Genomic DNA, 25,526 nt, shown 5'->3' with positions numbered 1-25,526 from the left:
TCAGGCTCCCTGTATGTTGAATTTAGATATCAAGTTATTGAACAAGCGACTGCTCAATACCAAGAGCAACAGAATCCAACATACTTGCAGCCCCATATGCAGCCACATCTCTTGCCCAACCATCATCCCCGACAGAATTGAGCTGGGCGTAAAGAATGTGGCCTGCAAGGGCGTTGCATAGGCCAGCCAATAGAATATTCCCGATACCATACTCAGCAAGCCCTCACCGGTTTGGGCAATGCCAGCCAGCATCGACACGGCAATGATCTGGCCCGATAGGATCGGGAATAGATTCATCCGTAACAGGTACAGGCCCCAGGTATTAGTGGTGTAGAAGGCGATCAGGCCAAACAAAAAGGACACCTGAAAACTGAGGACGAACGCCAGACCTAGGGAAATGGTGAAATAACCCAATTGAGCGGCGTTAAGGGTGGTCAGGTCGACATAGATAAGAAAAACAACCAGTAGGGGAAGCAAGGTATAGCCCATGGCAGCCTGTCTGCCCAGCGCGGCTGCAAACATCTGCAAGACAATGTTGAGCGGCCGTACTAGGTTGAAAATGACATCTCCGGTCCGGATCGCCATCGATAGGGTTCGATCGGTACCGTGCTGGGTCAGTTGACCAATGAGCAGGCCGCCGCAGATATAGGTTAAATACTGACCCTGTTCGAGGCCAAAGAAGTCGCCTTGATGTGACTTGAATACGGCCAACCACAGGTAGTATTGGATAAAAAAACTCACCAACTGAGTGAACAACCCAATAAGGGTGTTCAGCTTATAGGCAAATATTGCGTAATAGGAGGCCAGAAAAGGCCCTTTGAGTCGGTAAAACATTGTTAATCCAATTTAATTATCGGGGTCTGTTGGATGCTTCACCTGCAGTATGGCCAGGCATAAGCAGTTCTATTTCCTGATGTCTCGCCTATAATAATAAGCCACCCACAAGATAGCGCAGTAGCGGCCTACTTTATTTTTGGTCGTTGGCGTTGGGAATAGTCCTAACGAATTTTTTTGTACCGATGCCCTTTCGAACGAATGGGCTTTATCTGCGTTCATACAAACTCCTTTTTGAACTTAGAAAAATCCACCAATGTTTTTCCCAAACATGATGCAAGCTGGTTTTTCTTAACTTCCTTGAGACTAATCAATAATTAAAATTATTACAATGGCCTATATTGGTTTAAATCGAGTAGCCGAACAATATTGAGAACCTTGCTTTAAATTCGAACAATGTACCTAAGACCATGGACCATGCTGATCGTTTAGAAAAAGTACAACCTATCGGGGCACTTATCTGCGGTATGACTGGTGATTATCTCTGCGGTAGGCCAGGAGCCCTTCGTTTCGAGATAAATGTTGAATTAAGTATAATTAATCTATTTTTTCATTTTCATAAATTACAAGTTATCTTTACTGACAATTTTTTATCCACCCAAGGCTTATTACCACTCCACAGTGATAAAAATTTAGTTGGTCAAACCAGTTTAATTACAATCTGTTCGTTGTCTGGGTGTTGTTAAAAAATCATCGAAACGACAGATAAATCAAAAAGGTCAGAGCCATAGGTTTTAATGTCGCCCCTGTTGGCCGGGTGTGAGTGCGGGTCAGGGGAGGCACTTGGCACCTGCAAGACCACGAATGAACCGGACTCGGCCCAGGCATCGCCAAATTTAGCAACTGAGCTATACATCGAGGGCTCGGCCCAATTGCCCGGTAAGCTGTGCTCGTCAAGAATCATCAGCTGCTCTGCCGTGAATGACGCCTTTAGCTTGCTATAGGACCCTATCTGGCTCGATCTATTCGTGTGCACTAGGATCTCAAACGCCGCCAGGGCAATCGATGAACCCAAATAAACCATTCTGGTACCACGCGAGTTCCAGCGCCCGCCGAATAGGTAGGCGCCCTCACAGGACATCATGTCATCAATTGATTGGGCATATTTAAGCTTTACAATGCGCCAACCCGCCATGGTCAGCTGAAGACCCCGTGCTCAATGCGTCCGATTAGCTGGTCGATTTCCCGAGCGCCAGCTTCGGTGCTTGCGTGTTAAAAAGGCGACTCGATTAGCAAAATACTGTGCTACCATACTGGATATCCATACAGTAGTTAGGTGGTAAATCCATTGACAACCCCGAAAACAGGCGGCATTAAGGGCTTTGAATCCCCCGGTGCGGAATATACGCAAAGTTCACTGGATCTAGACAGCCTGCTGATCGAACACCCTTCGGCCACCTATTTTGGCCTGGCCCAGGGCGATTCACTGATGGGTGTGGGCATATTTAATGGCGATTTGCTCATTGTCAGCCGGGCCCTCAAGCCGAAGCAAGGCGACATCATAGTAGCCAATCTGAACGGTGAGTTTGTCTGTAAGATCTTTAACATCGCCCAGCGCACGTTGGAGGTAACGGCTGCGAACACCAAACCCCATAGGATTGCCGAGGACGATGTGTTTGAGATTGAAGGCGTGGTAATCCGCTCGGTTAGACTGCACAAGCCCTTGAAGGAGACCTTTTCTGTTCGCCCTGGTTGACGTTAACGGCTGCTATGCCGCTTGCGAAAAGGTGTTTGATCCCGCGAGTCGGCACAAACCGATGGTGGTTTTGACCAATAATGACGGCCAGGTGGTCGCCCTGTGTGGCATTGCCAAGCGTCTGGGTTTAAAAAAATTCGTGCCCTATTTTCAGGCCAAGGACCAGTTGGTGGCTGCGGGCGCCATTGTGCGCTCGTCGAACTACGAGCTTTATGCCGACCTCAGTCAACGCATGATGGATACCTGTGCGCGCTTTGCACCCGAGATGCACATCTACTCCATCGACGAGGCCTTCCTGTTTTACGGCGGCTATAAGCCGCCGGGCCAAACTTGGTACGAACACGCCCGCTTGATCCGCAGGACCGTATGGGATGAGGTAAGACTGCCAACGGGGGTGGGCGTTGGCCCAACGCCGACCCTGGCCAAGGCCGCGAGCCATGCGGCAAAACGGATCAACGGGTTCCGTGGGCTCGCCGTGATAGACGGGGATACCGTCCGCCGCCATGTACTCTCTAATATGCTGGTGACCGATGTCTGGGGTATTGGCAAACGGATAGGTGCCCGACTCAACGACCTCGGCATCATCGACGCCCTAACGCTGTCTGAGCAAGACCCAAGGCGGATGCGCAAGCGCTTCTCAATACTGGTCGAGAACACGGTGCTAGAGCTCAATGGTGAGGTACGGATGTCCTGGGATGAGGTGCGTTCGCCTAAGAAGGAGATCTTCAGCACCCGTTCGTTTGGCAATCGCATTACGGAGCGGGCCGAGCTCAAGGCAGCCCTTGCCGCCCATGCCGAGATCGTCGGCGCCAAGCTCCGCCGCCAGGCCAGTGTTGCCGGCGCCATGATGATCTTCGCGTCAAATTCACCCCATGACAAAACCGGATTCCAGCGCAAGTCGACTCACATCAGCTTCACCATCCCCACATCCGATACCCGAGCCCTATTGGCGGCTATCTCATCGGCCATGGACCAGCTGTTTCGCTTCGGCATTCCGTATTATCGATGCGGGGTGGGCCTATTGGATATCAGCCCGATGCACCGACAGCAATTTGATTTGTTTCACCCGACGCCGGACGACAGAGGTTTGATGGCCTGCATGGACAGCATAAACGGCCGCTACGGTCGCAATACCATGCACCTGGCGGCTAAGGGATTTGACCAGAAATTCTCGATGCGCAGGGAGTTTTTGTCGCCGCAGTATACGACTCGATGGCGGGATATACCGATTATAAGATGCGAGTAGTGAATACCATCTCGGTGGCGCCAAAGTCTATGGTCTTTCCTTGTGCTTTGGCGTATGTGTGGATCAACTTCTTAAGCAAAACGATATATGTTGATTTAGTCGGTAGCCCAGCTTTTAAGGGCATATATCGTTTTAACTCCCCACCTTAAAAACTCATATAAAATTTAGGCTTTGTTTAGGCATCACGGGCAACTTTAGATCTCCATGTTCGAATTAAACCCACAAAGCCAAATAACATGAACAACACGCCTAAGTATAAAATAAAGTCCATGTCATCATAAATTCCATAACCAAGAAACAAAATGCCAATTGCCAGGTTAAATAAATCTCCTGATATTACACTTACGCTTTTAATCATGGCCTTTGCAGAATCCTCAATCTCCTGAGATCCAGATATCATTCTATTTAATTCAATCACTTCTGACTCACATTTATCTTTACAGGCTAAACCGTTAATCACCTCAGAAGCGCAGTCTCTACAAATGCCTCGATTGCACGACTTGCATACGCCGCAGGCCTGATTACCTTGATGATAAAAACATTCCATATTATTTCCTTTATCATTATTTGTACTATTCCTATCGCGCTTCTGCCTAATGGCTTATTGCTCGACCACCACTTCCCTAGGTGCGGGCTTTCCTCAATCGTCAAGAACTCGATATCTTCTGCAGAGTCAACAGTCTGTCGTTCACACGAACTCCTGTCAATTTAGTAGGCGTAAAAAAGACCTTAAGCGGGTTGGATTTTAGATGCGGTTTGATACTGACTAATTACTGACAAATAGGATACGCAAGCAGATTCAATATATTGTCACCCTTAATATAAAATCTTAAACTATCAGATAGTTTTTAAAGCAGGTTTTTCATGCACAAATGTAACGCGTCACATTCCATCTAGACAGCTCTAATTTCCCAGCTGAAATAGCTTATTCAATACTATTAACAGTGTGCATGCGTTTCCGGCCAAGCTAGCAGACTAAAGATCAACCTAATGGCCTTTCGATAAACGGTAGTTATTCTTCTAGCGATAGCTACTCAGCAAATAAGCAACACAGGGGCGAGATGGATTGTATTATTATTCGATAATTGCAGATAACTCAACTACCGTTCCAGTAACGTAACATATCTTTTCGAATCTGATCTTGAGCGAAAAAATACATTTGATAATCAATAGATTTACCAGGAAAATATTCGGTATAAATTTTTGAGGATCGGGTATTTATATTCGACAAAGATTGATAAAAATTTGAGTTTGCCAGTTCATTTTGGAGTTCTGAACTTAACAAAAAGTCGATAAACATATCCCCAGTGTTTGTCTTGGTTGATTGGGAACTTAGGCTCGCGGCACCAATCTCTTGACTACCACCCTCACATGGGTTGGTAAACTGAATATCATGCCCCTCCTCTTGCAGAACTTTCACATCATGTGCAAAGCCAACGCCAACCATAGCCTCACCATTCGCGATAGTGAGCAGCGCATCATGGCCGCTGCCAATTTGTTCCTTAATATTTCCAGAAATCCCCTTAAAAAGTTCCTTGGCTTCTTTATGGCCATATATTTGATATAAGGAACCGATGAGCATATATCCGGTGCCAGATTTATTAGGATTCGGCAGTATAATATCTTGCTTGTATCGAGCGAAGGCTAAATCAGACCAGCATTCCGGTGGTTGAACATCCTTGATTCTCAATAGTTTGGTGTTCGATACCAAACCAAGTGTGCCTGAATACAAGCCTATCGCTCTGTTATCACTGTTTTTCCAGACGTCAACCGACCATTCGACCAAGGAACGGAGTTCCGTTGGGAAAATACGTCGTGTAAGATTATTTTTGGCCGCTAAAAGATGATGCTCAGCGGTACCCCCAATCCATGCATCGATATCATTAGTCTCTGACCTTAACTCCTCGTTCATTCTGCCTGAACTGAATTTTACGGTTGCAACATTTACATTTGCGAATTTACTAAAGGAATTCGCAATCAGGTCGCAATGTCGCTGCACAATGCTGCAGGCAATAACAAAATCTGTCTGCATACTATTATTGGCAAAGGAGACGCTTGTAGGAAAAAATGAGAATACGCTTATCAGACTCAGACAGAGCAAGTTTTTAAATAATTTAATCATATGTATTATCCCTACTCTTTCTAAAATTCATCTTCTTTAGGATTTAACATAAGTAAACTTGATCCGCCTCTCGAACACTTATTAATGACTGTATTTTGGTGAGGCTACCATGCTCGAGCGAGAGAATATAGATCAATTGATCTTTACTCATCGACTACTGAAGCACCTAGACCGTTTATAGTGGCATAGACAACGGCACCTTCTGACAACTGATCGTCAAAGGAATGGTCAACAACAAACAGCTCCTGCCCCGCGTCCGTGCGTAGATTATATTCCTTATGGCCACCCAAATAGCTTGATGACAAGACAGTCGCCTTTATGGAGTTGCCAACGTTGGCTGTAAATAGCCTAATTGCACTCGGGCGTATCGATAGACAATAGCTCTCTTTAGCTACTAGCCGCTTTGAATGTTCGAATTCGGCGCCTTCTAGGGTCAGTTTGGTTGTTCCGTTGTCATTCAACTTAAGCGCTTCACAGGTAACTATGTTGGTATCGCCAATAAAATCCGCTACAAATCGACTGTTAGGGCTGTTATAGAGTGCCTTCGGCGTGCCTATCTGCTTGATCCGACCCTGCTCCATGACAATGATCTCATCGGAGATCGCCAACGCCTCTTCTTGATCGTGGGTCACATAAACTGAGGTTACGCCAATGTCTCGCTGAAGATCCCGAATATCTTGCCGAACCTTGCGCCGCAGCTTGGCATCTAAATTCGACAACGGCTCGTCAAACAGCAATACCTTGGGCTGAGTGACCAAAGAACGCGCAATAGCGACCCGCTGCTGCTGGCCTCCAGACAACTCACTGGGATGACGAGCGACAAGTTGCTTCATGCCCACCTTATCCAGAGCTTCGGTAGCCAATATAACCGCCAATTCTTTTTTAACCTTATTGGCCAATAGCCCATAGCAGACATTATCCATTACCGTCATATGGGGAAACAGGGCATACGATTGGAATACCATGCCGACACTTCGTTGCGCCGCACTCACTCGAGTAACATCGTCGTCACCTATGAATATGGAACCTTCGGACGGAAGTTCTAAACCCGCGACCATCCTTAATGTCGTTGTCTTGCCACAGCCCGATGGGCCTAAGAGGGTAACAAGCTGGCCATCATTAATTAAAAAGTTAACATTTGAGACAGCAGGTTGACCATTAAAGGATTTACCGACATTTTTAAACTCTACTTTATTACTCATGATGCACCATTGGTTAAAGGTTTAAAAAGCGTTCTCTTACCGACAAGCTGATTAAGTCCGAAAATAGCAATACCCATAATCGCTATAAGGGTTGTTGAGTAGGCAATTGGCACGCCGAATTGGTTGTTCTCGACCAGACCAATAATATAGGCAGAGGCTAAATTGTAGTCTGCGCTGACAAGGAATATAACGGCGCTGACACTGGTAATCGAACGAATGAAACTGTAAACCAACGCCGAAAACACCGCAGGTTTGATTAAGGGCAGGATGACTGTCCTTATAGATCTCAGGTTTGATGCCCCGAGGGTAAAAGAGGCCTCATCTAACCCTGGATCTAATTGCTTCAACGCTGCAATACTCGAGCGAACGCCGACGGGCATGTTTCGGAACATAAAGCACACAACAATAATAATCCCAGTATAGGTTAGGTCGATGGGTGCTTGGTTGAAGGCAACAACATATGAAAACCCGATAACAATGCCCGGTATCGCGAAGCTCAGCATCGTGGAAAACTCAAAGGCTGACTTAAAGGCAAAGTTCTGCCGCGTCAGTAAATAGCCGGTCGCGAGCCCCATCGCTGTTGTTAAAGGCATCGCTAATAACGCTAACCATAGGGTAGTGATTAGAGAATCCCAAGCAACCCCGGTAGCAATTAGATGGCTATTAACAATATTGAAGTCGAAGGCGGTTATGTAGTGTTTAAAAGTTAACGAGTAATCTGAGCCCCACGTCTCTACGAAACCCGACATTAAAATCAACACATAAATTGAAACGGTAAATACCGACCAGAATAGCGCTACGGAAACGGAGACATTCTTCACCCATTTTGGCAAGGATTGATTGGACCCACCATCCCCTTTCCCGGTTACTGTTGCGTAGGTTTTCCGACCAACCCAGTAACGTTGTATTAGGAATGCGGTTATGGTGAATACCAACAAAGAGACAACCAGTGCCGCAGCCTTACCGGTACTCGATGAAGCGCCCGCTACTGCATAGAAAATCTGCGCAGATAAGACCGGGAAGTCGCCTCCTATCAATAAGGCATTGCCTAAATCAGCCATGCTTTCCACAAAGCCCAACAAGAATGCATTTGCGAGCCCAGGTCTTATTAGGGGTAAGGTGACAAACCTAAAGGTTCGCAAGGGCGTTGCGTTTAACGTTGTGGAAGCTTCCTCGTAGGATGGCCCTACTCCCTGAACCACGCCAATTAGTACCATAAAGGCAATAGGGGTATAGGCCAACGTCTGTGCTATCCATAAGCCCCAAAAACCATAGATCCAGCCGCCCAGTTCAATCCCAAAGGTCGATTCAATGAACTTGGTTACTATTCCAGAACGTCCCAAGAGCATTATTAACGCCATGCCAACAACAAATGGCGGAGTGATAATAGGTAATAAACTCAGTGCTTTCAGGCGACCTCGCCACTTAAAGTCAGTCCGAGTAATAACAAGGGCAAAACAAAGTCCAAGTGTCGTGGTGCTCAGACCAGTCATAACCGCAAGGAATGCCGTAGCGGTAGCGACACCGCAGTACCCGCTACCAATGCCTATACAGCCCAGGCCCCAAATATTACTATTGAATATGCGTTCGGAAAAAACCGTAATAGAGTAACCCGTGTCGGAATCTAAAAAAGCTCGAGATAGGATATTGAGCACCGGAAAAATAACAAATACCGACACCAAGAAAACAATCAGGAAAAGGGCATAGGTCGAAAAAAGGTCCCCTTTCATCATACCCTTATGAGCGAATGCTGAGGCAACGTAATAAATATAGATGACCGACAACAATAGTGCGCCATACCCCATACCAATTTGGTAGGCGTCTATCGGCAAAAAGGCATTTAAGGCCAAGAAAACTGGGCCAAAGTCGTTAATCAACATACCTTGCATCATTAAGGCAAGTAGCCCCAATGCTGCAAGTCCTAAATGAATGTTTGCTTCATAATCCGAGCGGAGTTTCCGCGTAAAGGCGTTTGCAAGTGCTAACAGGACATACGGTCCCGAAACCAAGTACAGCCATACTTTTTCGTGACCGACCATCTGGAAGTAAAGGGGGGCAGACTCCTCTGCAACAAAATAGCCCAAGCTCAACCAGCTAAAATTAAAGAAACCATCGGTAAATTCATACCAGGGCATTATAAAAAGAACAACTAATAGCAATATTAGATGTTGAAGCCTAACGTTCATGGAACTCTCCTGACGTTATTGAAGAAAAAGGCGGCCTAAGCCGCCCAAAACAATTAACTATCGTGGAAGAGGGAAGATTTCGTCAGTCCATTTTTTAATGATCTGATTTTTCTTATCTTTTTCAGAAAAAGATGGATCGGACACTAGCAACTTGAAGTTTTCCATTGCTGGAGCGCCGTCTGGTACTGCCGCATTTAGATTCGATGGGAATTGAAGTGACCCTACTGAAGCCAAGACTTCTTGGGTTGACGGTTCATACAAATATTGCACGAAGGCTTCTGCAGCATCTCGGTTAGGAGCACCACGGACAATACCAACCGGCCCAATCTCATATAATACACCTTCACAAGGCGCGACAAGTTCAATGGGGAAGCCTTGCTGCATTAACGCAACGATGTCATGACCAAAACCGATACCAACCATTGTCTCGCCTCGAGCCGCCATTTTCACGCCCGCTGAGCCAGACTTCGTGTATTGGTTAATGCTCTGGTGTATTTCTATGACTTTCTCCCAGCCGGCTTCTTCGCTACCGAATGCCTGAAGAACAGTAGCCGCAAACTTATAGGCAGTGCCCGATGTATTCCAATTAGCGATTGTTACCGAATCGTCATAGTCACTTTTAGCGAGATCTGCCCAACATTGGGGGATGTCTACGCCGGCCTTTGCAGCAAGTTCGGTATTGACACCCATAGCTAGTAATCCTAGGTACAGGCCGCCCAATCGACTGTCACTGGCTGCGGTCAAATCAGCAGCCCACGGATGGGTATCCCCTGCGCTTGCGTAGTCATATGGTGAAAATAAATCATCTTCGAGGGACGCTTTATATGGATCGTCGGTGCCGTAAAAAGCGACATCCACTTTTGCTTTATAGGTCGCTTCTTTACATGTTTCTAGTGCATCACCAGACATATCTTTGCACTTGCGCTTTACCGCTTGGGCCGATTTTTCTAATTCGCCTTTAACACGAGCAAGCATTTCGCTGGTACTCAAACGAACAAATTTGGCCTCAAAACTTCCCGATGAGTTTGCAGCTGCAACATCGGCATTGAACATATCAATCACTGCCTTGCATGCCGTTTCATCAGCGGCGCAATAAGTAACTAGGTTACCATTGATGCCATCTAAGTAACCCTTATCTGAATCCATAGAATGGGTATTGGCGGCCAACGTATAGGTACTTAGGGATGCAAATAGTATTGACATAAATAGCTTTGTTTTTATCATTATTTTCACCTTTATAATCTCGTATTTCTCGACAAATGGCGAGTAAGTTCATACTCAGGGAAAATCCACTAAAATAAAACATTTCTTCGATTAGTTTTGTTAGGAAAATTATCGATCTAGAGCGTAGGGGGAAAGTATATTTAATTTCGATCCTGATGTTGCTATTTTGTTTGAAAAGTTACATTTAATATTATAAAGTTACAAATATGTCAAAATCAGTATTTCATATGAAATGTTGAGATACTCCAGATATCGATATACAGGCTCATAGATATAACAATAACGTCCTTTATAATCGTTCACCTTCGGAATATAAGTAACTCTTATGACGACTTCGACTATATGCATCTTAGATGACGATCCAGAAATCCGCGTATTCTTGAGTGAATACCTGGCTGAATACGAATATCAACTAGTTGTTTGCTCAACCGGTGATGAACTTATTACCGCGATCGCCAGCCAGACAGTTGATCTCGTAATAATCGATCTAATGTTGGGACGGGAAAACGGACTCACCATTGCTAGCCAATTGCGGCAACGGCACGACTTCCCCATCATTATGATATCGGCTAACAAGGAAGACACAGAGAAAGTTATCGGGTTGGAAATGGCAGTTGACGATTTCATGGAGAAACCAATCAATCCTAGGTTATTATTGGCCAAAATACGCGCACTATTAAGACGCCATACGCCAAAAATCTTACAACCCAGCGTAAACCATAGATCTTCAAAGCCGACCGTTGTTAGCCCGAAGTTCGGCAAGTTTCATCTGCACTACTCCGACAGGACTCTAATCCATGAGGATCGTGGGGACATAGAGCTTACAAATACTGAATATAATTTATTAGAATTCTTGATAGAGAATTCCGATACAGTTGTAGATCGTCAAAGGCTGCTTGAGGGCATTGGCTCGGACACTATTAGCCCGCTAGATCGCAGTATTGACGTGCTAATTCTCAGAATTAGACGGAAAATCGAAGAGGTTCCTTCCAAACCGAAGTTTTTGTTAACACGACGAAATCGCGGCTATATCTTTTCTATAGGTCACAATAAAAATGACTCCGTTTAGAATAAATCTGAGAAACTCTCTTCGCCTATTTGTCTTGGCCTTCTTCGTACTAAATATCTTATCCATATCTGCATTTCATTATATAGCCAGGGCCACATCCCAAGTAGAGCTAGAACTCGACATCTATAGAACCAATATTGTATTAAAGAGTGCCGTCAATTCATCGGTTTCGCTGCAGCACTCATATTCACCCTTTAAGCTCGCCTCTGAACTAACAACTCTCGGAAATTATTTAGTTGAATTGAATAAGGCATCTGTATCGCTAAAAAATCATGATGAATTTCATGGTGATTTTGATATGCGGATATCTGCACTTGAGGGAACCCAAGCTGAACTGACTGTTCTTTTAGAAGAAGGCATGACTGTAGCGACACGTTTGAATACCTTAAAAGGACAACTTAATATCATAGACGGAGAACTATTAACTACGCTAGTCGGCCGTTATTATTTAGCCATAAAAGACCTCGACAGCATATTTAGCTTAAACGAAGCACGGCGGCGATACCTGAAGAACAAGAATTCAGTCAAGACCAGTGATATTCCGCAAGTAAACTATCCATTAATTGAATTTGATTATTTAGTAACAGGAAAAGATGGTTACTATCAAACAAAAGAACGCATGGTTTTAAATGCGTCCCAAATTAAGTCAAAGGTAATGAATATTACCCATAATCTAGAGGAAATATCTGACTCTCTCAATGATGTGCAACTGCCGGCAAAAAGCACCGCAAATTCAATAAAAAAAATCAGCATTTACTTTTATTCGGCCTTGTTGCTAATCTTGTTTTTCTACTCAATCTATTGGCTAATATCGAAACAAGCCCTACTCAGCCTTTGGAATTTATTAAGCCGAGTTGAAGGAAATATACGATCAAATGTGCCTTCATCGATGTTAACCACGAACAAAAATTTAAGTTTGGATAGGGTTAGCCTCTCAATTAGCATGCTCAACGAACTTTACCTATCGAACGAAATAAACTGGGTCATCGTGGACCATTTAGAAAAAGTCCACCTAGCAGGAAACATACTCAAAGACGAAATTAACGAGCACCTAATTACACTTAAAAATCAAGATACTATAGTTAGTGTCGATTTTGATTCCCGCGATTTAAAAATACTAATTGATGATGAATATTTATGCCAATATACTATTCAGGCTAGGGCCCAATTGCAGTCAGGCTTTAGTTATTATCTGTTAATGGACGAGACCAGCGAACACACTAGTAATCTGCGACTGCGACATTTTGGTCAAATTTCTGGCCAACTGGCCCATGATTCTATCAATATGAATTCTGTTGTTATCGGTTGCCTAAAAGCACTGCGAACATCTAAAACCCTCACTAACAAGAGTGACACCAACCTGATAGACCGTGCACTTTTCGCCGGGGAACGAAGCTTAAACCTGGCAGACCGACTGTTGGCTTTTGGCGGAGAGAAGAAACACAATATCGATTTACTTGATGTTAACGAGACAGTTTCTGGTATGTTTGATTTGCTCGAATTTTCGTTAGGTGAAGACATACAACTTAACGCAAAGTTATATCATCAACCGCTATTAGTCAGGGCCGATGCAGAGCTGCTAGAGAGCTGTGTATTAAATCTCTGTTTAAACGGCAAGCATGCCTATAAGGAGGCTGCAGGAACAATATCACTAACGGTCGACGTAGACCGCAAGGGTCGAGTATCACTAACGGTTACCGACGAGGGTTGCGGCATAAAACCCGAGAACTTAGACAAGGTATTTGAACCATTTTACACGACTAATAAAAGCAGTGGCGGTTCCGGCCTTGGCTTGAGCATGGTATATGGGTTTATGAAGCAATGCGGTGGTAAGGTTAAAATATTTAGTGAGCAAGGTCAGGGTACTTCGGTGGTTTTACAGTTTCCATAAAATGACGAGCTATTAGATTCACACCTAGTGTCAGCCTGCAGTGCCTGTATATACCTCGTCGACGGCAGACTGGAAAGCTGGGCTCGTCTAGCTCTTCAACCTACCCGAAGAGAACCGATATTGAATGAGGTGCTCCTACTGCTCACCGTATTGGTTGCAGATATAACGGAGCATCTCTCATAACGGCTTTTTTTGACGGACAAAAATGGGGCTTGATCATTCGTTTCGATTGGGCCTTCGGTTTAGCCTACCCAAGGTCGACTTAACAAGCGTGGACCCAATATATTTAGCGTTAGGCCGGCACAGCAGTCTGTGCTTGCGCCAACAATTCAGCTACGCGCGGCGCCATTTCAGCGGCGACGCGCTCATCGAGCATACCAACGCGTAAGCGGCGGTTCAATACATCCTCAACGGTGCAGGCACCTTCCTGCTGCACAATCCACTGCAATTCTGCCTCTATATAGACCTCACCGGCGACCAGCCGTTCGGCTGACCCGCACGCCAAAACCTGTGCAGCCCGGTCGCCATAGGCTTGCCACAGATGCGCCTGAATGTCGGCTGGCAAATGAGCCAATGCAGCGCAGGCTGCAGCGGCATCGCCCTGAGCACCGGCCAGAAACATGCCGGGCGTGCCGCAAGGCTTGGCGGTCAGCGTGCTGTTCTTCAAGACGAAATCGATACAGTCTTGGCCCATTCTGCGCCAAGTAGTCCACTTGCCACCGGTTAGGCTGATCAGACCCTTGTTATTAATCACCACGTGTTCACGCGATAACTGCGAGGTGGTTTCGGAATCGGTATCGGCCACCAAGGGTCGCAGGCCAGACCAGCTGGCGCTCACTTCACTGCGCAAGATCGGCCGGCTGAGCCAGCTGTTAGCGGTACGCAAGATATAGTCGATCTCATCATCGGATACCGTCGGGGTCATCGACAGCTGCGCCGGATCATCGGTAGTCCCGATAAGCGTCTTACCCAACCAGGGCAGCAAGAACAGCACGCGTCCGTCTTCGGTCTCGGGAATTAAAATGCCACGACCTGTCGGTAACAGATCGCGATCGATCACCAGGTGGACACCGCTGGAAACCGACATCACCGGTTTGCATTCGGGGTCGGCCATAGTGCGTAAGGTATCGCTCCAGGGTCCGGTACAGTTCACCACCGCTTTGGCATGGATGCTGAAAGCAGCATCGCCAGCCTCGACGTCATCGGCCATTAGGTCGCTGCAGTGAGCGCCCACTACCAGTCCATCCTCATGGATCAGGCCGGTAATGGCGGCATAGTTTAGGGCGTGTCCACCCATTTCTAGCGCGGTGCGCAGCATGGCCACACCGAAACGGGCATCATCGAACTGACCGTCGAAGTAGCTGACGCCACCGGCTAATGGCTTCAAATCTAGGTCGGGGCAGATCTCGTGCAGGGCTTTTTTATTTTCCATCCGAGACGGACCAATCTTCTCACTACCGGACAGGAAGTCGTATACACCTAGGCCAACGCGAAAATAGGGTAAACCGATTAGGCTCTTCACGGGTGTAATGAGATTAATGGGCCAAGCCAGGTGCGGCGCCATTGCTAACATCCGCTTACGTTCCGACAAAGCTTCCTTAACCAGTTGATATTTACCCGGGTCGAGCTGCTGCACGGCCTGCTCTAAATAGCGCACACCACCGTGCACCAACTTGGTTGACCGGCTTGAGGTGCCGGCCATAAAGTCCTGCTTTTCAATCAGCACGGCACTCAGGCCACGGCTCAAGGCATCGAGAAACACGCCTGCACCGGAAGCACCGCCACCGATGACCAGTACATCGACACTTTGATTGGCCATCGCCGCCTTTTGATCGGCTCTCACCCAAGCCTGTGTCGCTGCTAAACCCGCTTTGTCCGTGCTCATTGCCCTGCTCCTAAACTACTGTCTGTGTTTGTATGACTAGTACCTTACGCGGACCTTCGGTTTTGACAAAGGGTTTTCCTTATATGTTCGTTTAGGCGAATAACGAACATATGGGCTTTATTGATAAATGCCGGTATGGGGGTCCATATGACTGGGATAACGGGTAGAAGAGCGTGAAGAGGAACGATGGCAGGTTGTGTTTGGGTCTTAAGCGAACGGTGTCGTTCGGTGGCTTAGTGAGGCAGCATGTAATCCGATTCGCATTGGTCGCAGTTTGGCCAATTAACGTGAGCCAAACCAGCAGATTACTGGAGGTCCATTCTTAAACCGTGTGGAGTATTTTTAGTACACTGATAGAGTTGCTTGGGTCATGGCCCCAATGAAAGATAGAGGGTCATTGGATCATCGCGGCACGGTGTAAAACCATAATGTTCATAGAACGACCTCGCACCCTCCCCCTTAGCATCGACGACCAGTGCGAAGGCGGCCACATGTTTCTTAGCTTCCAAACAACGCTCAACGGCACACCCCATCAGAACTCGACCCAACCCAGTCCCTCGGACAGCCGAATGGGTCGCCAAACGCCCAAGCCGAAAACAGGGTACCGGATAGCGCGGTAGGGTTCGCTGTGTCCGCTCGTCCATTTGAACAGCCTCAACCTGAGCCGCACTCAAACTGTAATAACCGAGTATGTTTGCAGGCATGTTCGTATCGATAAGCACGCGCACCACGGCAATACCCTTTTTGCTTTGCTGAACGGCAAACCGTTGCAGGTAGTCATCCAGTTCGGCAACACCAGAGGTAAAGGCCTTGCGGTCATGAAGCTCAGGATCAAGCAATTGTTCCTCAATCATGCCGAACCTTACGGGCCGCACTCATGGCGGTTTGCAGAGCTGCATTAGGCGTAAACTCGCCGTTAAGCGCCTGGGTAAATGCTTGAAAATCGTGAGCTGACATACTGATGCGCGCTTCGCGATCTAACAGTTCACGCGCTTTTTCTTTAGCTGCCGAACGCACGAAGGCTGCCATAGTGGTGCCGACTAGAGCCGCTGCCCGAGCAACGACCTCTTTCTCTTCTAAACTCATTTTTAAATCAAATCGAGCGGTGGTAGACAAACCAACCTCCACAATACAGCCTATTTACGTATACGGTAATATACCGTACCGATTATTGGTGGGCAAGCGCATATTTTAGGCTACCACTACAACCGCCAACGCACCCTTTAAAGGTTCTAGGGATTTAATGGGTACTTTTACCAAAGGCACGGGGAGTCCCAGTACTTTGCAGCCTCCAGAATAGTATTTCTATATAGAATGTAATCCCCCCTTTTTTAATCTCAGCCAAAATTGAGAGGTTATTAATCACAGTAGTTGTCTTGGCGGAACTCCATATAGAAATCTCTTGAAATTCATTACCTTCATTTATCAGCTATTGCCACTTTTCCCTTGAGCTTGACCAAACGCTGCCCTACTGCCAAGGTCAACACCAAAAAACCAACAGGCATTATGAGCCATACAGCTTCATTGGGTGCATCTACGAGTTCAATCCCGACAAACAGCCTGATGATAATCCCAGTGAAAACTAACAGGCCATTCATTCCTGGATCATTTCTCGCACCAATTGAATAAAAAGTATTGATAACAAAGTAAAGGATAAAAAATGGAATGGTCGATAATGGCAGAAAGAAAGAAAGTCGGCATAAAACCAACAGCAGAACCATAACAGCTATTTGGGCTGTTTTTTCACTTACGCTACCTGAAGGTAGTGCTTTATTTTTTCTTTTAGGGTGACCTAAATCAGACAGCACATCTCCAAGGGCGTTTAGGCATGAAATCGCACTAGTCAGTAGGCAAAATAATACCAAGCCAATAAACAAGTTTAGGCTGCTATGATCGCCACGATAGAACAACGCGGGGAGCAAGATAATTAGGTTGGAAATATAGCCCTTAACGCCAAATAGCTCAATCCAACTAAATATTTTAGCTGGGCCCTTTGACGCAGTATTGCTTGGTGATCCATATGTATTGGCACTCATAGCTTCTTCCTTGCTTCTTTCGAGACGTTAAAATTCGGCTGGGCGCTTTGATGGAATTCATCAACAGAGCCTATCTAGACAATTTAAAATCAGTTGATATAAATATTGAAAAAACCAATAGTTAATTTAAATTTCATAGTGCATTTAGCAATTTAACTCATTCATACTAGTGAATTAAAAAATCAAATAGTTTCAATTAAATTGCGACATGAATGCCCGAATGGGCTGCCTGCGATGGGTTGAAATTAATTTAGAGAAATAATAACATTGAAAGAGCAGATGGGAAAAAACGTTGCATCGCATTATCCTTTTGGTGTCATCCCTTGCGTTCTATACTTTTGAGGCTGGAATGAATAATCATATGTAAACAGCCTTAACAGACATCTTGATTACCTAAGACATAATTAGGTTATCCATTACTTAGAAGAAAACCAATTGGAATTTTGATACGGGTGGATCTACGACTAACAGGGGCCGCAATACACACCTATATTCAACAGCGCGGTAACGATGATCAGTAGAACAGCGCGATCGAAGCGAATTTCCTCAAAGGCTGAATCGATATAGAAGCCCAGGGTGGCCACTCCCAGCAGGCCCAAAATAGCGCTTTCGCGCAGTATCACTTCCCAGCGATAGTGCATCAGAGTTATAAACTGACCGCAGAGCCGTGGGGTGACCTCATAAAAATATCGATTCAGCCCGCGTACCGTATCTTGGCGCAGCACCAGCTGTTCGCTCTGTTTGGCCACTAAAAAGGCGATCAGGCCGCCATTGTGCAGGCCCAGGGCCTGGATCGTGGGCAGACCCGAGGGGCCTAAGGCTATCAATCAAGACACACCCCCTGTGTCAGGCTAGGAGTAGCCCTTGCCAAGTCTAAAAAGTCCACCTAGTTGGGGTACTGGCGTTTTTTCCTCGAAAAAAGATCAATGGCACTTATGCTTACCACTTCTCGCATAAAAGAAAACCATAGGTGCCACAAACTATATTTACTTTAAGGTAAATGAATCCTATACTTATCATTATTTGAATAATTGGTAATTATAGTGCCCATAACAGAATCAAATCCAAAGCGAAGTGCTGTTGTCTTTCCCAAGAACCGGAAGGTTTTAGAGCAACTTGGCGGCAATATTAAACTGGCCTGTAAACGCAGAGGGTATACCCAGGTTCTGATTTCAGAGAGAACCGGGTTAAGCCGTCTGACCATTCGCAAGATTGAACAGGGAGATCCTAAAGTGTCTATCGGTCACTATGTCGCCGTACTCAGTGTGCTGGGATTAACGGAAGATTTTGCGAGGGTTGCCATTGATGATGAACTGGGCCGCAAACTCCAGGACATCAAACTGATGAATAAACAAAAAGGTAAGTAGTAATGAGTACGGTAGTCTATGTCTTTGCTGACTGGGAAGCGTTTGATGAGCCTATTCTGGTGGGTACTCTGCGATCCTCTGTGATCAAAAACAAAGAGCATTTTAGCTTCAGCTACGACAACGATTGGCTGCAGTCTCCCTATGCGCAAAAAATTGATCCGGACTTAAATCTCTATTCGGGAGCGCAGCACAGCGAGAATTCCAAAAACTTCAGAACCTTCTTGGACTCCTGCCCAGATCGCTGGGGTAGACTGCTTATGAAGCGCCGCGAAGCCATTATTGCACGCAAAGAGGATCGCCGCCCAAATTTACTCTACGAAATAGATTACCTGCTGGGCGTACATGACCTTTACCGCTTGGGTGCATTGCGTTTCAAGCGAGAAATGAACGGTGCGTTTCTGGATAATGACGAAAAGCTGGCAGCACCGCCAATCTCTTCGCTACGAGATCTCGAATACGCGGCTCAACAAGTTGAAGACAACCATAATACAGACGACGCGGAGTACTTAAAGTGGTTAACCATGTTGATGTCTCCGGGCTCCTCCCTGGGGGGAGCTCGCCCCAAGGCCAGCGTAGTCGATGAAAACAATCATTTGTGGATAGCCAAATTTCCCAGCCAGCTCGATGATCATGACATAGCCGCCTGGGAGTTTGTTGTTTACCAATTGGCCGTGGGTGCCGATATCCAGATGGCAGAATGCCGGATTGAAAAATTCAACAGCCACCATCATACATTCCTCACCAAGCGGTTTGACCGCACGCCAGAGCACCGTTTACATTTCACCTCAGCGATGACCCAGCTTGGCTACTACGACGGTGATTATGATGCAAGCTACCTGGAGCTGGCGCAGTTTATTACTGAACATGGAGCTAACACCAAAGAAGACCTGGCGCAACTGTGGCGACGCATAGTCTTTAATATCGCTGTGTCGAATACGGATGATCACCTGAGAAACCATGGCTTTATTTACAGTAACGGTGGCTGGTTACTATCCCCTGCTTACGATATCAATCCGGTAACACCCGCTAACGGCCTGCACCTGAATATCACCGAAGATGACAACAGCCTCAGCTATGAGCTGGCGATGGACGTGATCGAATTTTTCCAACTCAGTACGTCACAGGCTCAGCGTATAAAAGATGAGGTGCTGTTAAGTGTTGCTCGCTGGAAAACGGTGGCAAACTCTATCAATATTAGCCGCAGCGAACAGCTGAATATGGCGAGTGCATTCAATGTCTAACCCAGCAACACGAAATAAGCCGCGTTAACAAAAGGCGAATTCCAGTTCCAAGTGCACCACTAGAACTTATATGGGTTGATCAACTTGCTATTGAGAAGGATCAACTATGGCGAGAAGGCAAGACATCGAAAGAAATAACCCAAAACCCCTATTGCTGAGCTAAGGTGGCAACCTGACAATACCTCCGCACTCGCCGGGCAAAGCTATCCACCCCAATATTCAGCAACGCGGTCACCACGATCAACAAAGCCGCGCGATCGAAACGAATTTCCTCGAAGGCCGAATCGATATAAAACCCGAGAGTGGTCACCCCGAGCAATCCGAGAATGGCGCTTTCTCTCAAAATCACTTCCCAGCGATAGAGCATCAGATCGACAAAGCGCGCGTAGAGCCGCGGCGTCAGCTCATAGACGTAACGATTTAGGCCGCGCGCCGCATCGTTACGCAGTACCAGTTGCTCACTCTGCTTGGCGAGCAGGAAGGCGATAAGGCCGCCATTGTGCAACCCCAGGGCGATAATGGCCGGCAGACCGGAGGGGCCTAAGAGCAGCAAAAATAGAAAGGTTAGGATGAGTTCTGGCGTTGAGCGCAGTACCAGCAACAACCCCTTGCCCAAATGTCGAACGCCCGACGCGGCCAATTGTGAGCTGGCCCAACCGTAGCTGAGCAAGGCAATGAGGCCGGACAAGACCAGCGCCAGTTGCGCCAGCAGCAGGGTGTCGACTGCTGCCGGTAAGGCGACCGAGAAGAGCTGGTGATGATACCAGCTCAGCGCCTCGGACCAATTGCCGTTGCGCACTGCACTGGGCCAAATATCCTCACTGAAAAACAACCAAGCGCTCGATTCTACTGGCGCTGAAGCCGGCAACACCCAGAAGGCCGCGGCTAAATAAAGCAAGGTATAGCGCGGCCGGAACCAATAGCGAATGGTGCCAATCAGAGCAAAAAACACCAGCAGTAAGGTCGCCGCCTGATCGTACTGCCCCTGCTTAAAGGCGGTTTCCAGATGAAAGCCCAGGGTCGGTAAGCCGATAAAGCCCAAGACGGTACTGGAGCGCAACGCACATTCAAACCGATAGCGGGTATAGCTGAGCAATGCCGGCCATGCTTGCGGCAGCAACGTGTAGCAATAGCGGCTGAGTCGATCGCTGCTGCGCGCTACGGCGGCGGATGGTAATGGCGATTGTTGGGCCAAGAGTTCGGCAAAGACCTTGGCAAAGTTTCCACTGAAGGGTACCAGTATGGCGAGCAGTCCGGTGGTCGCCGACAGGCCATAGACCTGCATAAAAATCAGGCCCCAAAAGATCTCGTGCACGGCACGGGTCGCGGCACAGAGCAGGCGCACAAATCTAGAGTGAAAGACCAGCGCCAAAGCTAAACCGATCAGCGCCGAACCGGCTACGGCCAAGAGCGCGAAAGCAACCGTCTGCGCGAGCGCGGGCAGCACCAGGCGCCACATGTGCACGTCCGGATGCAGCAGCCCGAGCGCCATACGCTGCAATTCGATCCAGGGTTCCACTGGGTATAGAGCAATATCGGCGAACGGTAAACAGAGTAAGGCTGAGCAGACGAAGAACAGGCTGACAGCGGCCAATCGGCGACCACTACTGCGCATAGAACCGATCCAGCTCGGCGTGACTGATGGCATTGGCCGGCCGATCTAAGACCACACGGCCGCCCTTGATACCGATAATTCGGTCGAAGACACTCAGAGCCATCTGCCGATTGTGCAAGGCGATGACCACGGTCGCGTGACGCGCAATAATCTTGGCCAGAAGTGCCTCGCCCTGGATCGGATCCAGACTGGCGACCGGCTCATCGCCGAGAAAAATCGCCTTGTTACGATATAGGGCGCGACCGATCGAGACCCGCTGTTGCTGACCGCCCGACAATTGATCAATGGAATGGTCCAGCTTTTGACCAAGCCCCAACTCACTCGCCAACTGACCGATGGCCTGTTGGTGACGTGCGATGGGGAATAACAGATTCCAAATATTATAAGGCGCACTGTGGCGCTCCAGTTGGCCCATATAGATATTGTGGTAGACCGAGAGAATATCGACTAAACCATAGTGCTGCGGGCACCAGGCAATGTGTTCACGCTGCTGTTCATAGAGCACATTGAGCAGACTGGTCTTGCCGGCACCGGATGGCCCGACTAGAGCGACCTTTTCGCCGGCGTGAATCGAAAGGGACACCGACGCCAATGCGGTCTGTTGGCCATAGGCTAGGGTTGCCTGATCCAAATGAAACAACGACCGATTCGCCGTTGCATCAAACACGCCGGCCTTACTGGCAGACAGATTCAGGCCCTGGTTTGCCCCCCTGCTCACGGCGCTTAGGCCAAGGTGTTCACTCAATCCAACAAGCCAATAGCTTGGGCGGTGTTCTCAATCGGCGCGTAATCCTGATTAGAGGCCGGTATAAAGGACTGGCGCGGGAAGCTGGCGAGCAAATCCGGGTCAGTCATATTCAACAGAGCCTGGGTAACCCGAGCCTTAAAATTATCACCATAACGCGCATCGACATCGCCGCGAATCGTCCATTGATAGTCCGGATAGGTGGGTGTGCGCCAGATCACGCTGACCTTGCTCGGATCAATCTTGCCGCTGGCCAGTTCAGTTTCCCAAACTTGGTAGTTGACCGCGCCGACTTGGTAAGCGCCCGCCTGCACCTGGGCAATGGTTTGGCTGTGATCGCCGGAGAAGCCGACGCGCGCAAAAGCTTGCTCCGGAGCCATATTGAACTGCTCACGGATATGAAACTCGGGCATCAATCGGCCCGACGTTGAACCCTTCGAGCCGAAGGTAAAGGTTTTACCTTGAATGTCCGCCGGAAAGGCGTCCGCCTCGGTCAGGCCAGTACTGTGGTGCGCAATAAAGTAGGTTTTGAACAGTTGGTCTTCATACCCTTGTGCAATGGCCTCTGAATTGACCACTAAACGCCGCGCCTGAACACCCGACAGGCCGCCAAACCAGGCCAATTGCACCTGGTTGTTCTTAAAGGCGGTGATTGCGGCGGCGTAAGATTTGACCGGAATGTATTTTACCTCCACGCCCAGTTCGGCACTCAAATAATCGGCGACCTTATCGAAGCGCTCCTGCAGACGCGACGCATCGGCATCGGGAATGGCGGTAAAGGTAAAGGTTTCGGCCTGGGCGGATACACTCGCAGCCAGACACAGCACAGTGGATAGGATAAGACGACTTAAGTTAAACATTACAGACTCGCAAAGTGGGCATCGCAGGGGTTTGCTCGCGTGGCAAGAACCGGCGTGGAACGCCGATCGAGACACGGTACTCGAAAATCGCGAGCAGTATAAACAAAGAAGCCTAACCAGACCAGCTGCCCCCAATGACCAGTTACCTGCTCATCATTGGGTATAGTCGCGGCCTGGCCCTAGCGAATGCCTTCGGCCTTAAGCCGTTTATAAAGGGTGTTACGGCTAATACTTAAAGCCTTGGCCAAACTGGAAATATTGCCCTTATGCTGCTGGAACAGCAGTAGCAGGTCGACTTCGGCGTCGGTTTCGATCGGCTCCGGCGCGGCCTCGGCCGGCAAAGACTCCCGTGCCGGTAGCGCATCCCTAATTGGGCTCGGCGCAGCATGCCTTACTAGGGCACCCATCTCAGCCATACGTTGCGCGCTCTCATCGCCGAACACCGTCTCACTATCACGATCAACAGAGGACTTATGGATATCGGACAAGAAGTCGTCCGGTAGATCCCAGAGTTGAATCACTTCATTTTCTGCCATCGCCAAGGCGATTTGTAAGACACTGGCCAGTTGGCGCAGGTTACCCGGCCATGGATGCTGCAAAAAGAGGTTAACGATCTCGGCTGACAGCTGGGACGGCTGCTCCGGGGTACTGAACAGTTGATAGACCTCTTGAAACAGGGCCTCCCGGTCTTGGCGTTTGCGTAGCGGCGGCAGTTCTAGGTTTAAGCCACTGACGCGATAGTAGAGATCCTGGCGAAACAGGCCCTGCTCGACGTCGTCCCGTAACGACCGGTTGGTCGCCGAAATCAGTTTAATATCGACGGGAAAGGCTTCGGTGGACCCAAGCGGCACCACCTTACGCTCCTGCAAGACGCGCAGTAAGCGGGCCTGCACCTTAAGCGGCATCTCGCCTATTTCATCGAGAAACAGGGTGCCGCGGTGGGCCTTGCGAATCAAACCGATGGAACCTTTGTTGCTGGCCCCGGTGAAGGCGCCCTTTTCATAGCCAAAGAGCTCGGATTCGACCAATTCCGCCGGAATTGCGGCACAGTTGACCGCAACCAGGGGATAGGATCGGCGCGAGCTGAATTCGTGTAGCGCGCTGACAAACACTTCCTTGCCCACACCGGTCTCACCGGCAATAAGGATGGGAATATCCTTCTCAATCACTTTTTTCGCCTGAGTCACCGCACGATCGACCAGCTGATCGCCGAAACTTAGGCGCTCCAGGGTAATCAGGTTGCTATCGACGGGTCGCTTTTTCAGATGCCGTTGTCTGAAGTCCAATGCTTGGACAATCTTCTTTTCCGGGCGTCGCAACGCGCCATGCATCTGAAAGCGCCCCAGAGCGGGCAATTTAATCGGCATCAGATCTGGGTGGTTCTTCAGATCGCGCAAAGGGCAATCAAAGATGTCAGATATATGGGCCAAGGCCAGGTTTTGCCCAAGCAACAGCTCGGCCCGGCAATTAGCCGAAATAATGGTGCCATCATCATTGAAGACGATCAACCCGGCCCACTGACTGTCGATGTTATCGACATTGGTATTAAAGCTGAGCAGGAAGTTTTCCGCGGCAAACCTCTTAACAATAAGCCGATTCTCAACCGCCTGCGACATCAGCTTGACCAGTCCTAGGGTATAGGCGTGCGGCAGATAGGTGTCACTGGACACGTCCAAGACACCGAGCAGATCGTGATTGACGTTAAAGATCGGTGCGGCCGAGCCCACCATAAAACGGTTTGACTTGAGAAAGTGTTCATCTTTCTGCACCTGAACAGCCTGACCCAGCTCCATCGCGGTGCCGATGGCATTGGTACCGTTCACCGCTTCACCCCAATAGGTACCTGGGTTTAAGAAGGCTTTCTGTTCTTTGTTCAAAAACCGTTGATCACCCCAACTGTTCAACATCTGGCCGCGACTGTCGGTCAACATGATCATACATTGGCTGTTGGACAGGATGTTTTCGTAATAAGGCAGCACCTCGTTGCCCGTGGTCTGCACCAAATAATGGTGTTCTTCCTTTAGGCTCTCGATCTCCCCCTGTGGCAGCGTTTCTATATCAGGCATTGCTAACGGATCAAGGCCGTACTCGCGGCACCGTTCCCACGAATCGGCTATTACGTTCTGGTGCTCGACGGGTGTTTTAGCAGCAAGGACGTCTGCCTTATAGGCGGCCGACGGCCCTGTTTGAGATTTGTTTGGTTTGGTCATAGGTGGCTACCGATCGTTGTTTTTATTATATCGGACCAACTCAGTTGCCCTTAAAAAAGCAGTGCATCGGGCGTGTCCTGAACAAAATCTGTTCGGA

At 48.1% G+C, this 25,526-nt stretch carries 22 protein-coding genes; 6 read left to right on the top strand and 16 right to left on the bottom strand.

The window, feature by feature from the left end:
- Both REIFOR_RS03335 and REIFOR_RS03330 read right to left on the bottom strand, forming a co-directional pair.
- The gene (locus REIFOR_RS03335) at positions 1-834 is read right to left on the bottom strand and encodes an ABC transporter permease (protein WP_100256214.1); all 834 of its coding nucleotides are present in this window, start codon (positions 832-834) and stop codon (positions 1-3) included.
- Between the two features lie 682 nt (positions 835-1,516).
- Positions 1,517-1,969 carry an RES family NAD+ phosphorylase gene (locus tag REIFOR_RS03330; protein ID WP_100256213.1) on the bottom strand — a complete coding sequence of 151 codons (453 nt, stop codon included), beginning with the start codon at positions 1,967-1,969 and terminating at the stop codon, positions 1,517-1,519.
- A 153-nt stretch (positions 1,970-2,122) separates the two neighbouring features.
- On the opposite strand from REIFOR_RS03330, the gene REIFOR_RS03325 reads away from it, so the two are divergent.
- Positions 2,123-2,530 (top strand): S24 family peptidase, encoded by a 408-nt coding sequence (locus REIFOR_RS03325; protein WP_227003749.1) that lies wholly within the window; start codon positions 2,123-2,125, stop codon positions 2,528-2,530.
- 31 nt (positions 2,531-2,561) lie between these two features.
- Positions 2,562-3,776 (top strand): Y-family DNA polymerase, encoded by a 1,215-nt coding sequence (locus REIFOR_RS03320; protein ID WP_264371429.1) that lies wholly within the window; start codon positions 2,562-2,564, stop codon positions 3,774-3,776.
- A 175-nt stretch (positions 3,777-3,951) separates the two neighbouring features.
- Here the strand turns inward: REIFOR_RS03320 and REIFOR_RS16745 are convergent, their stop codons facing one another.
- From REIFOR_RS16745 to REIFOR_RS03295, 5 genes are all read right to left on the bottom strand, one after another.
- Positions 3,952-4,323 (bottom strand): hypothetical protein, encoded by a 372-nt coding sequence (locus REIFOR_RS16745; RefSeq protein ID WP_145980218.1) that lies wholly within the window; start codon positions 4,321-4,323, stop codon positions 3,952-3,954.
- A gap of 549 nt (positions 4,324-4,872) precedes the next feature.
- Positions 4,873-5,898, bottom strand: a complete 1,026-nt coding sequence (locus tag REIFOR_RS03310) for an extracellular solute-binding protein (protein WP_100256209.1) — start codon at positions 5,896-5,898, stop codon at positions 4,873-4,875.
- A 143-nt stretch (positions 5,899-6,041) separates the two neighbouring features.
- Positions 6,042-7,100 carry an ABC transporter ATP-binding protein gene (locus REIFOR_RS03305; protein WP_100256208.1) on the bottom strand — a complete coding sequence of 353 codons (1,059 nt, stop codon included), beginning with the start codon at positions 7,098-7,100 and terminating at the stop codon, positions 6,042-6,044.
- The gene (locus REIFOR_RS03300) at positions 7,097-9,286 is read right to left on the bottom strand and encodes an ABC transporter permease (RefSeq protein ID WP_100256207.1); all 2,190 of its coding nucleotides are present in this window, start codon (positions 9,284-9,286) and stop codon (positions 7,097-7,099) included. Before REIFOR_RS03300 ends, REIFOR_RS03305 begins: the two co-directional genes overlap by 4 nt.
- A 57-nt stretch (positions 9,287-9,343) precedes the next feature.
- Complete coding sequence (locus REIFOR_RS03295) at positions 9,344-10,510, bottom strand: extracellular solute-binding protein (RefSeq protein ID WP_100256206.1); 1,167 nt, start codon at positions 10,508-10,510, stop codon at positions 9,344-9,346.
- Positions 10,511-10,835: 325 nt separating this feature from the next.
- Between REIFOR_RS03295 and REIFOR_RS03290 the strand changes: the two genes are divergently transcribed.
- On the top strand, positions 10,836-11,579 hold the full coding sequence (locus REIFOR_RS03290; RefSeq protein ID WP_100256205.1) for a response regulator: 744 nt from the start codon (positions 10,836-10,838) through the stop codon (positions 11,577-11,579).
- Positions 11,566-13,470, top strand: coding sequence for a sensor histidine kinase (locus tag REIFOR_RS03285; RefSeq protein ID WP_100256204.1), 1,905 nt, complete (start codon positions 11,566-11,568; stop codon positions 13,468-13,470). The genes REIFOR_RS03290 and REIFOR_RS03285 overlap by 14 nt, the downstream gene beginning before the upstream one ends.
- A gap of 292 nt (positions 13,471-13,762) precedes the next feature.
- On the opposite strand, the gene REIFOR_RS03280 is transcribed toward REIFOR_RS03285, so the two are convergent.
- The 5 genes from REIFOR_RS03280 to REIFOR_RS03260 form a co-directional block, all read right to left on the bottom strand.
- A complete protein-coding gene (locus REIFOR_RS03280) occupies positions 13,763-15,355 on the bottom strand; it encodes a glycerol-3-phosphate dehydrogenase/oxidase (protein WP_100256203.1) in 1,593 nt (530 codons plus the stop codon).
- A 368-nt stretch (positions 15,356-15,723) separates the two neighbouring features.
- Positions 15,724-16,209 (bottom strand): GNAT family N-acetyltransferase, encoded by a 486-nt coding sequence (locus tag REIFOR_RS03275; protein ID WP_100256202.1) that lies wholly within the window; start codon positions 16,207-16,209, stop codon positions 15,724-15,726.
- Positions 16,202-16,471: a type II toxin-antitoxin system TacA family antitoxin gene (locus REIFOR_RS03270; RefSeq protein ID WP_145980217.1), complete on the bottom strand. Its 270-nt coding sequence runs from the start codon at positions 16,469-16,471 to the stop codon at positions 16,202-16,204. The genes REIFOR_RS03275 and REIFOR_RS03270 overlap by 8 nt, the downstream gene beginning before the upstream one ends.
- 302 nt (positions 16,472-16,773) lie before the next feature.
- Positions 16,774-17,391 carry a UbiA family prenyltransferase gene (locus tag REIFOR_RS03265; protein ID WP_100256200.1) on the bottom strand — a complete coding sequence of 206 codons (618 nt, stop codon included), beginning with the start codon at positions 17,389-17,391 and terminating at the stop codon, positions 16,774-16,776.
- A gap of 464 nt (positions 17,392-17,855) precedes the next feature.
- Positions 17,856-18,218 carry an ABC transporter permease family protein gene (locus REIFOR_RS03260; RefSeq protein WP_100256199.1) on the bottom strand — a complete coding sequence of 121 codons (363 nt, stop codon included), beginning with the start codon at positions 18,216-18,218 and terminating at the stop codon, positions 17,856-17,858.
- Positions 18,219-18,434: 216 nt separating this feature from the next.
- Between REIFOR_RS03260 and REIFOR_RS03255 the strand changes: the two genes are divergently transcribed.
- Both REIFOR_RS03255 and REIFOR_RS03250 read left to right on the top strand, forming a co-directional pair.
- Positions 18,435-18,758: a helix-turn-helix domain-containing protein gene (locus REIFOR_RS03255; RefSeq protein WP_100256198.1), complete on the top strand. Its 324-nt coding sequence runs from the start codon at positions 18,435-18,437 to the stop codon at positions 18,756-18,758.
- A 2-nt stretch (positions 18,759-18,760) separates the two neighbouring features.
- Entirely contained in the window at positions 18,761-19,999 is a 1,239-nt protein-coding gene (locus REIFOR_RS03250) for a type II toxin-antitoxin system HipA family toxin (RefSeq protein WP_100256197.1), read from the top strand.
- A 148-nt stretch (positions 20,000-20,147) separates the two neighbouring features.
- On the opposite strand, the gene REIFOR_RS03245 is transcribed toward REIFOR_RS03250, so the two are convergent.
- The 4 genes from REIFOR_RS03245 to REIFOR_RS03230 all read right to left on the bottom strand — a co-directional run bounded on the left by REIFOR_RS03245 (position 20,148) and on the right by REIFOR_RS03230 (position 25,429).
- Positions 20,148-21,614: a PhnE/PtxC family ABC transporter permease gene (locus REIFOR_RS03245; RefSeq protein ID WP_227003748.1), complete on the bottom strand. Its 1,467-nt coding sequence runs from the start codon at positions 21,612-21,614 to the stop codon at positions 20,148-20,150.
- Positions 21,604-22,359, bottom strand: a complete 756-nt coding sequence (locus tag REIFOR_RS03240; RefSeq protein WP_227003747.1) for an ATP-binding cassette domain-containing protein — start codon at positions 22,357-22,359, stop codon at positions 21,604-21,606. Before REIFOR_RS03240 ends, REIFOR_RS03245 begins: the two co-directional genes overlap by 11 nt.
- Positions 22,356-23,219 (bottom strand): putative selenate ABC transporter substrate-binding protein, encoded by an 864-nt coding sequence (locus REIFOR_RS03235; RefSeq protein ID WP_100256196.1) that lies wholly within the window; start codon positions 23,217-23,219, stop codon positions 22,356-22,358. The genes REIFOR_RS03240 and REIFOR_RS03235 overlap by 4 nt, the downstream gene beginning before the upstream one ends.
- A 179-nt stretch (positions 23,220-23,398) precedes the next feature.
- Positions 23,399-25,429 carry a sigma-54-dependent Fis family transcriptional regulator gene (locus REIFOR_RS03230; RefSeq protein WP_100256195.1) on the bottom strand — a complete coding sequence of 677 codons (2,031 nt, stop codon included), beginning with the start codon at positions 25,427-25,429 and terminating at the stop codon, positions 23,399-23,401.
- Positions 25,430-25,526: the final 97 nt, after the last annotated feature.

This window comes from Reinekea forsetii, assembly GCF_002795845.1.
GTDB lineage: Bacteria > Pseudomonadota > Gammaproteobacteria > Pseudomonadales > Natronospirillaceae > Reinekea > Reinekea forsetii.
The sequence above is the reverse complement of the archived record's forward strand: the minus strand, read 5'-3'. Positions and strand labels throughout refer to the sequence as shown.

Excerpts from the sequence above, each read along its gene's own strand:
- REIFOR_RS03335 (WP_100256214.1), bottom strand. The coding sequence starts at position 834 with ATGTTTTACCGACTCAAAGGGCCTTTTCTGGCCTCCTATTACGCAATA.
- REIFOR_RS03330 (WP_100256213.1), bottom strand. The coding sequence starts at position 1,969 with ATGGCGGGTTGGCGCATTGTAAAGCTTAAATATGCCCAATCAATTGAT.
- REIFOR_RS16745 (WP_145980218.1), bottom strand. The coding sequence starts at position 4,323 with ATGGAATGTTTTTATCATCAAGGTAATCAGGCCTGCGGCGTATGCAAG.
- REIFOR_RS03310 (WP_100256209.1), bottom strand. The coding sequence starts at position 5,898 with ATGATTAAATTATTTAAAAACTTGCTCTGTCTGAGTCTGATAAGCGTA.
- REIFOR_RS03305 (WP_100256208.1), bottom strand. The coding sequence starts at position 7,100 with ATGAGTAATAAAGTAGAGTTTAAAAATGTCGGTAAATCCTTTAATGGT.
- REIFOR_RS03300 (WP_100256207.1), bottom strand. The coding sequence starts at position 9,286 with ATGAACGTTAGGCTTCAACATCTAATATTGCTATTAGTTGTTCTTTTT.
- REIFOR_RS03295 (WP_100256206.1), bottom strand. The coding sequence starts at position 10,510 with ATGATAAAAACAAAGCTATTTATGTCAATACTATTTGCATCCCTAAGT.
- REIFOR_RS03290 (WP_100256205.1), top strand. The coding sequence starts at position 10,836 with ATGACGACTTCGACTATATGCATCTTAGATGACGATCCAGAAATCCGC.
- REIFOR_RS03285 (WP_100256204.1), top strand. The coding sequence starts at position 11,566 with ATGACTCCGTTTAGAATAAATCTGAGAAACTCTCTTCGCCTATTTGTC.
- REIFOR_RS03280 (WP_100256203.1), bottom strand. The coding sequence starts at position 15,355 with ATGAGCACGGACAAAGCGGGTTTAGCAGCGACACAGGCTTGGGTGAGA.
- REIFOR_RS03275 (WP_100256202.1), bottom strand. The coding sequence starts at position 16,209 with ATGATTGAGGAACAATTGCTTGATCCTGAGCTTCATGACCGCAAGGCC.
- REIFOR_RS03265 (WP_100256200.1), bottom strand. The coding sequence starts at position 17,391 with ATGAGTGCCAATACATATGGATCACCAAGCAATACTGCGTCAAAGGGC.
- REIFOR_RS03250 (WP_100256197.1), top strand. The coding sequence starts at position 18,761 with ATGAGTACGGTAGTCTATGTCTTTGCTGACTGGGAAGCGTTTGATGAG.
- REIFOR_RS03245 (WP_227003748.1), bottom strand. The coding sequence starts at position 21,614 with ATGCGCAGTAGTGGTCGCCGATTGGCCGCTGTCAGCCTGTTCTTCGTC.
- REIFOR_RS03235 (WP_100256196.1), bottom strand. The coding sequence starts at position 23,219 with ATGTTTAACTTAAGTCGTCTTATCCTATCCACTGTGCTGTGTCTGGCT.
- REIFOR_RS03230 (WP_100256195.1), bottom strand. The coding sequence starts at position 25,429 with ATGACCAAACCAAACAAATCTCAAACAGGGCCGTCGGCCGCCTATAAG.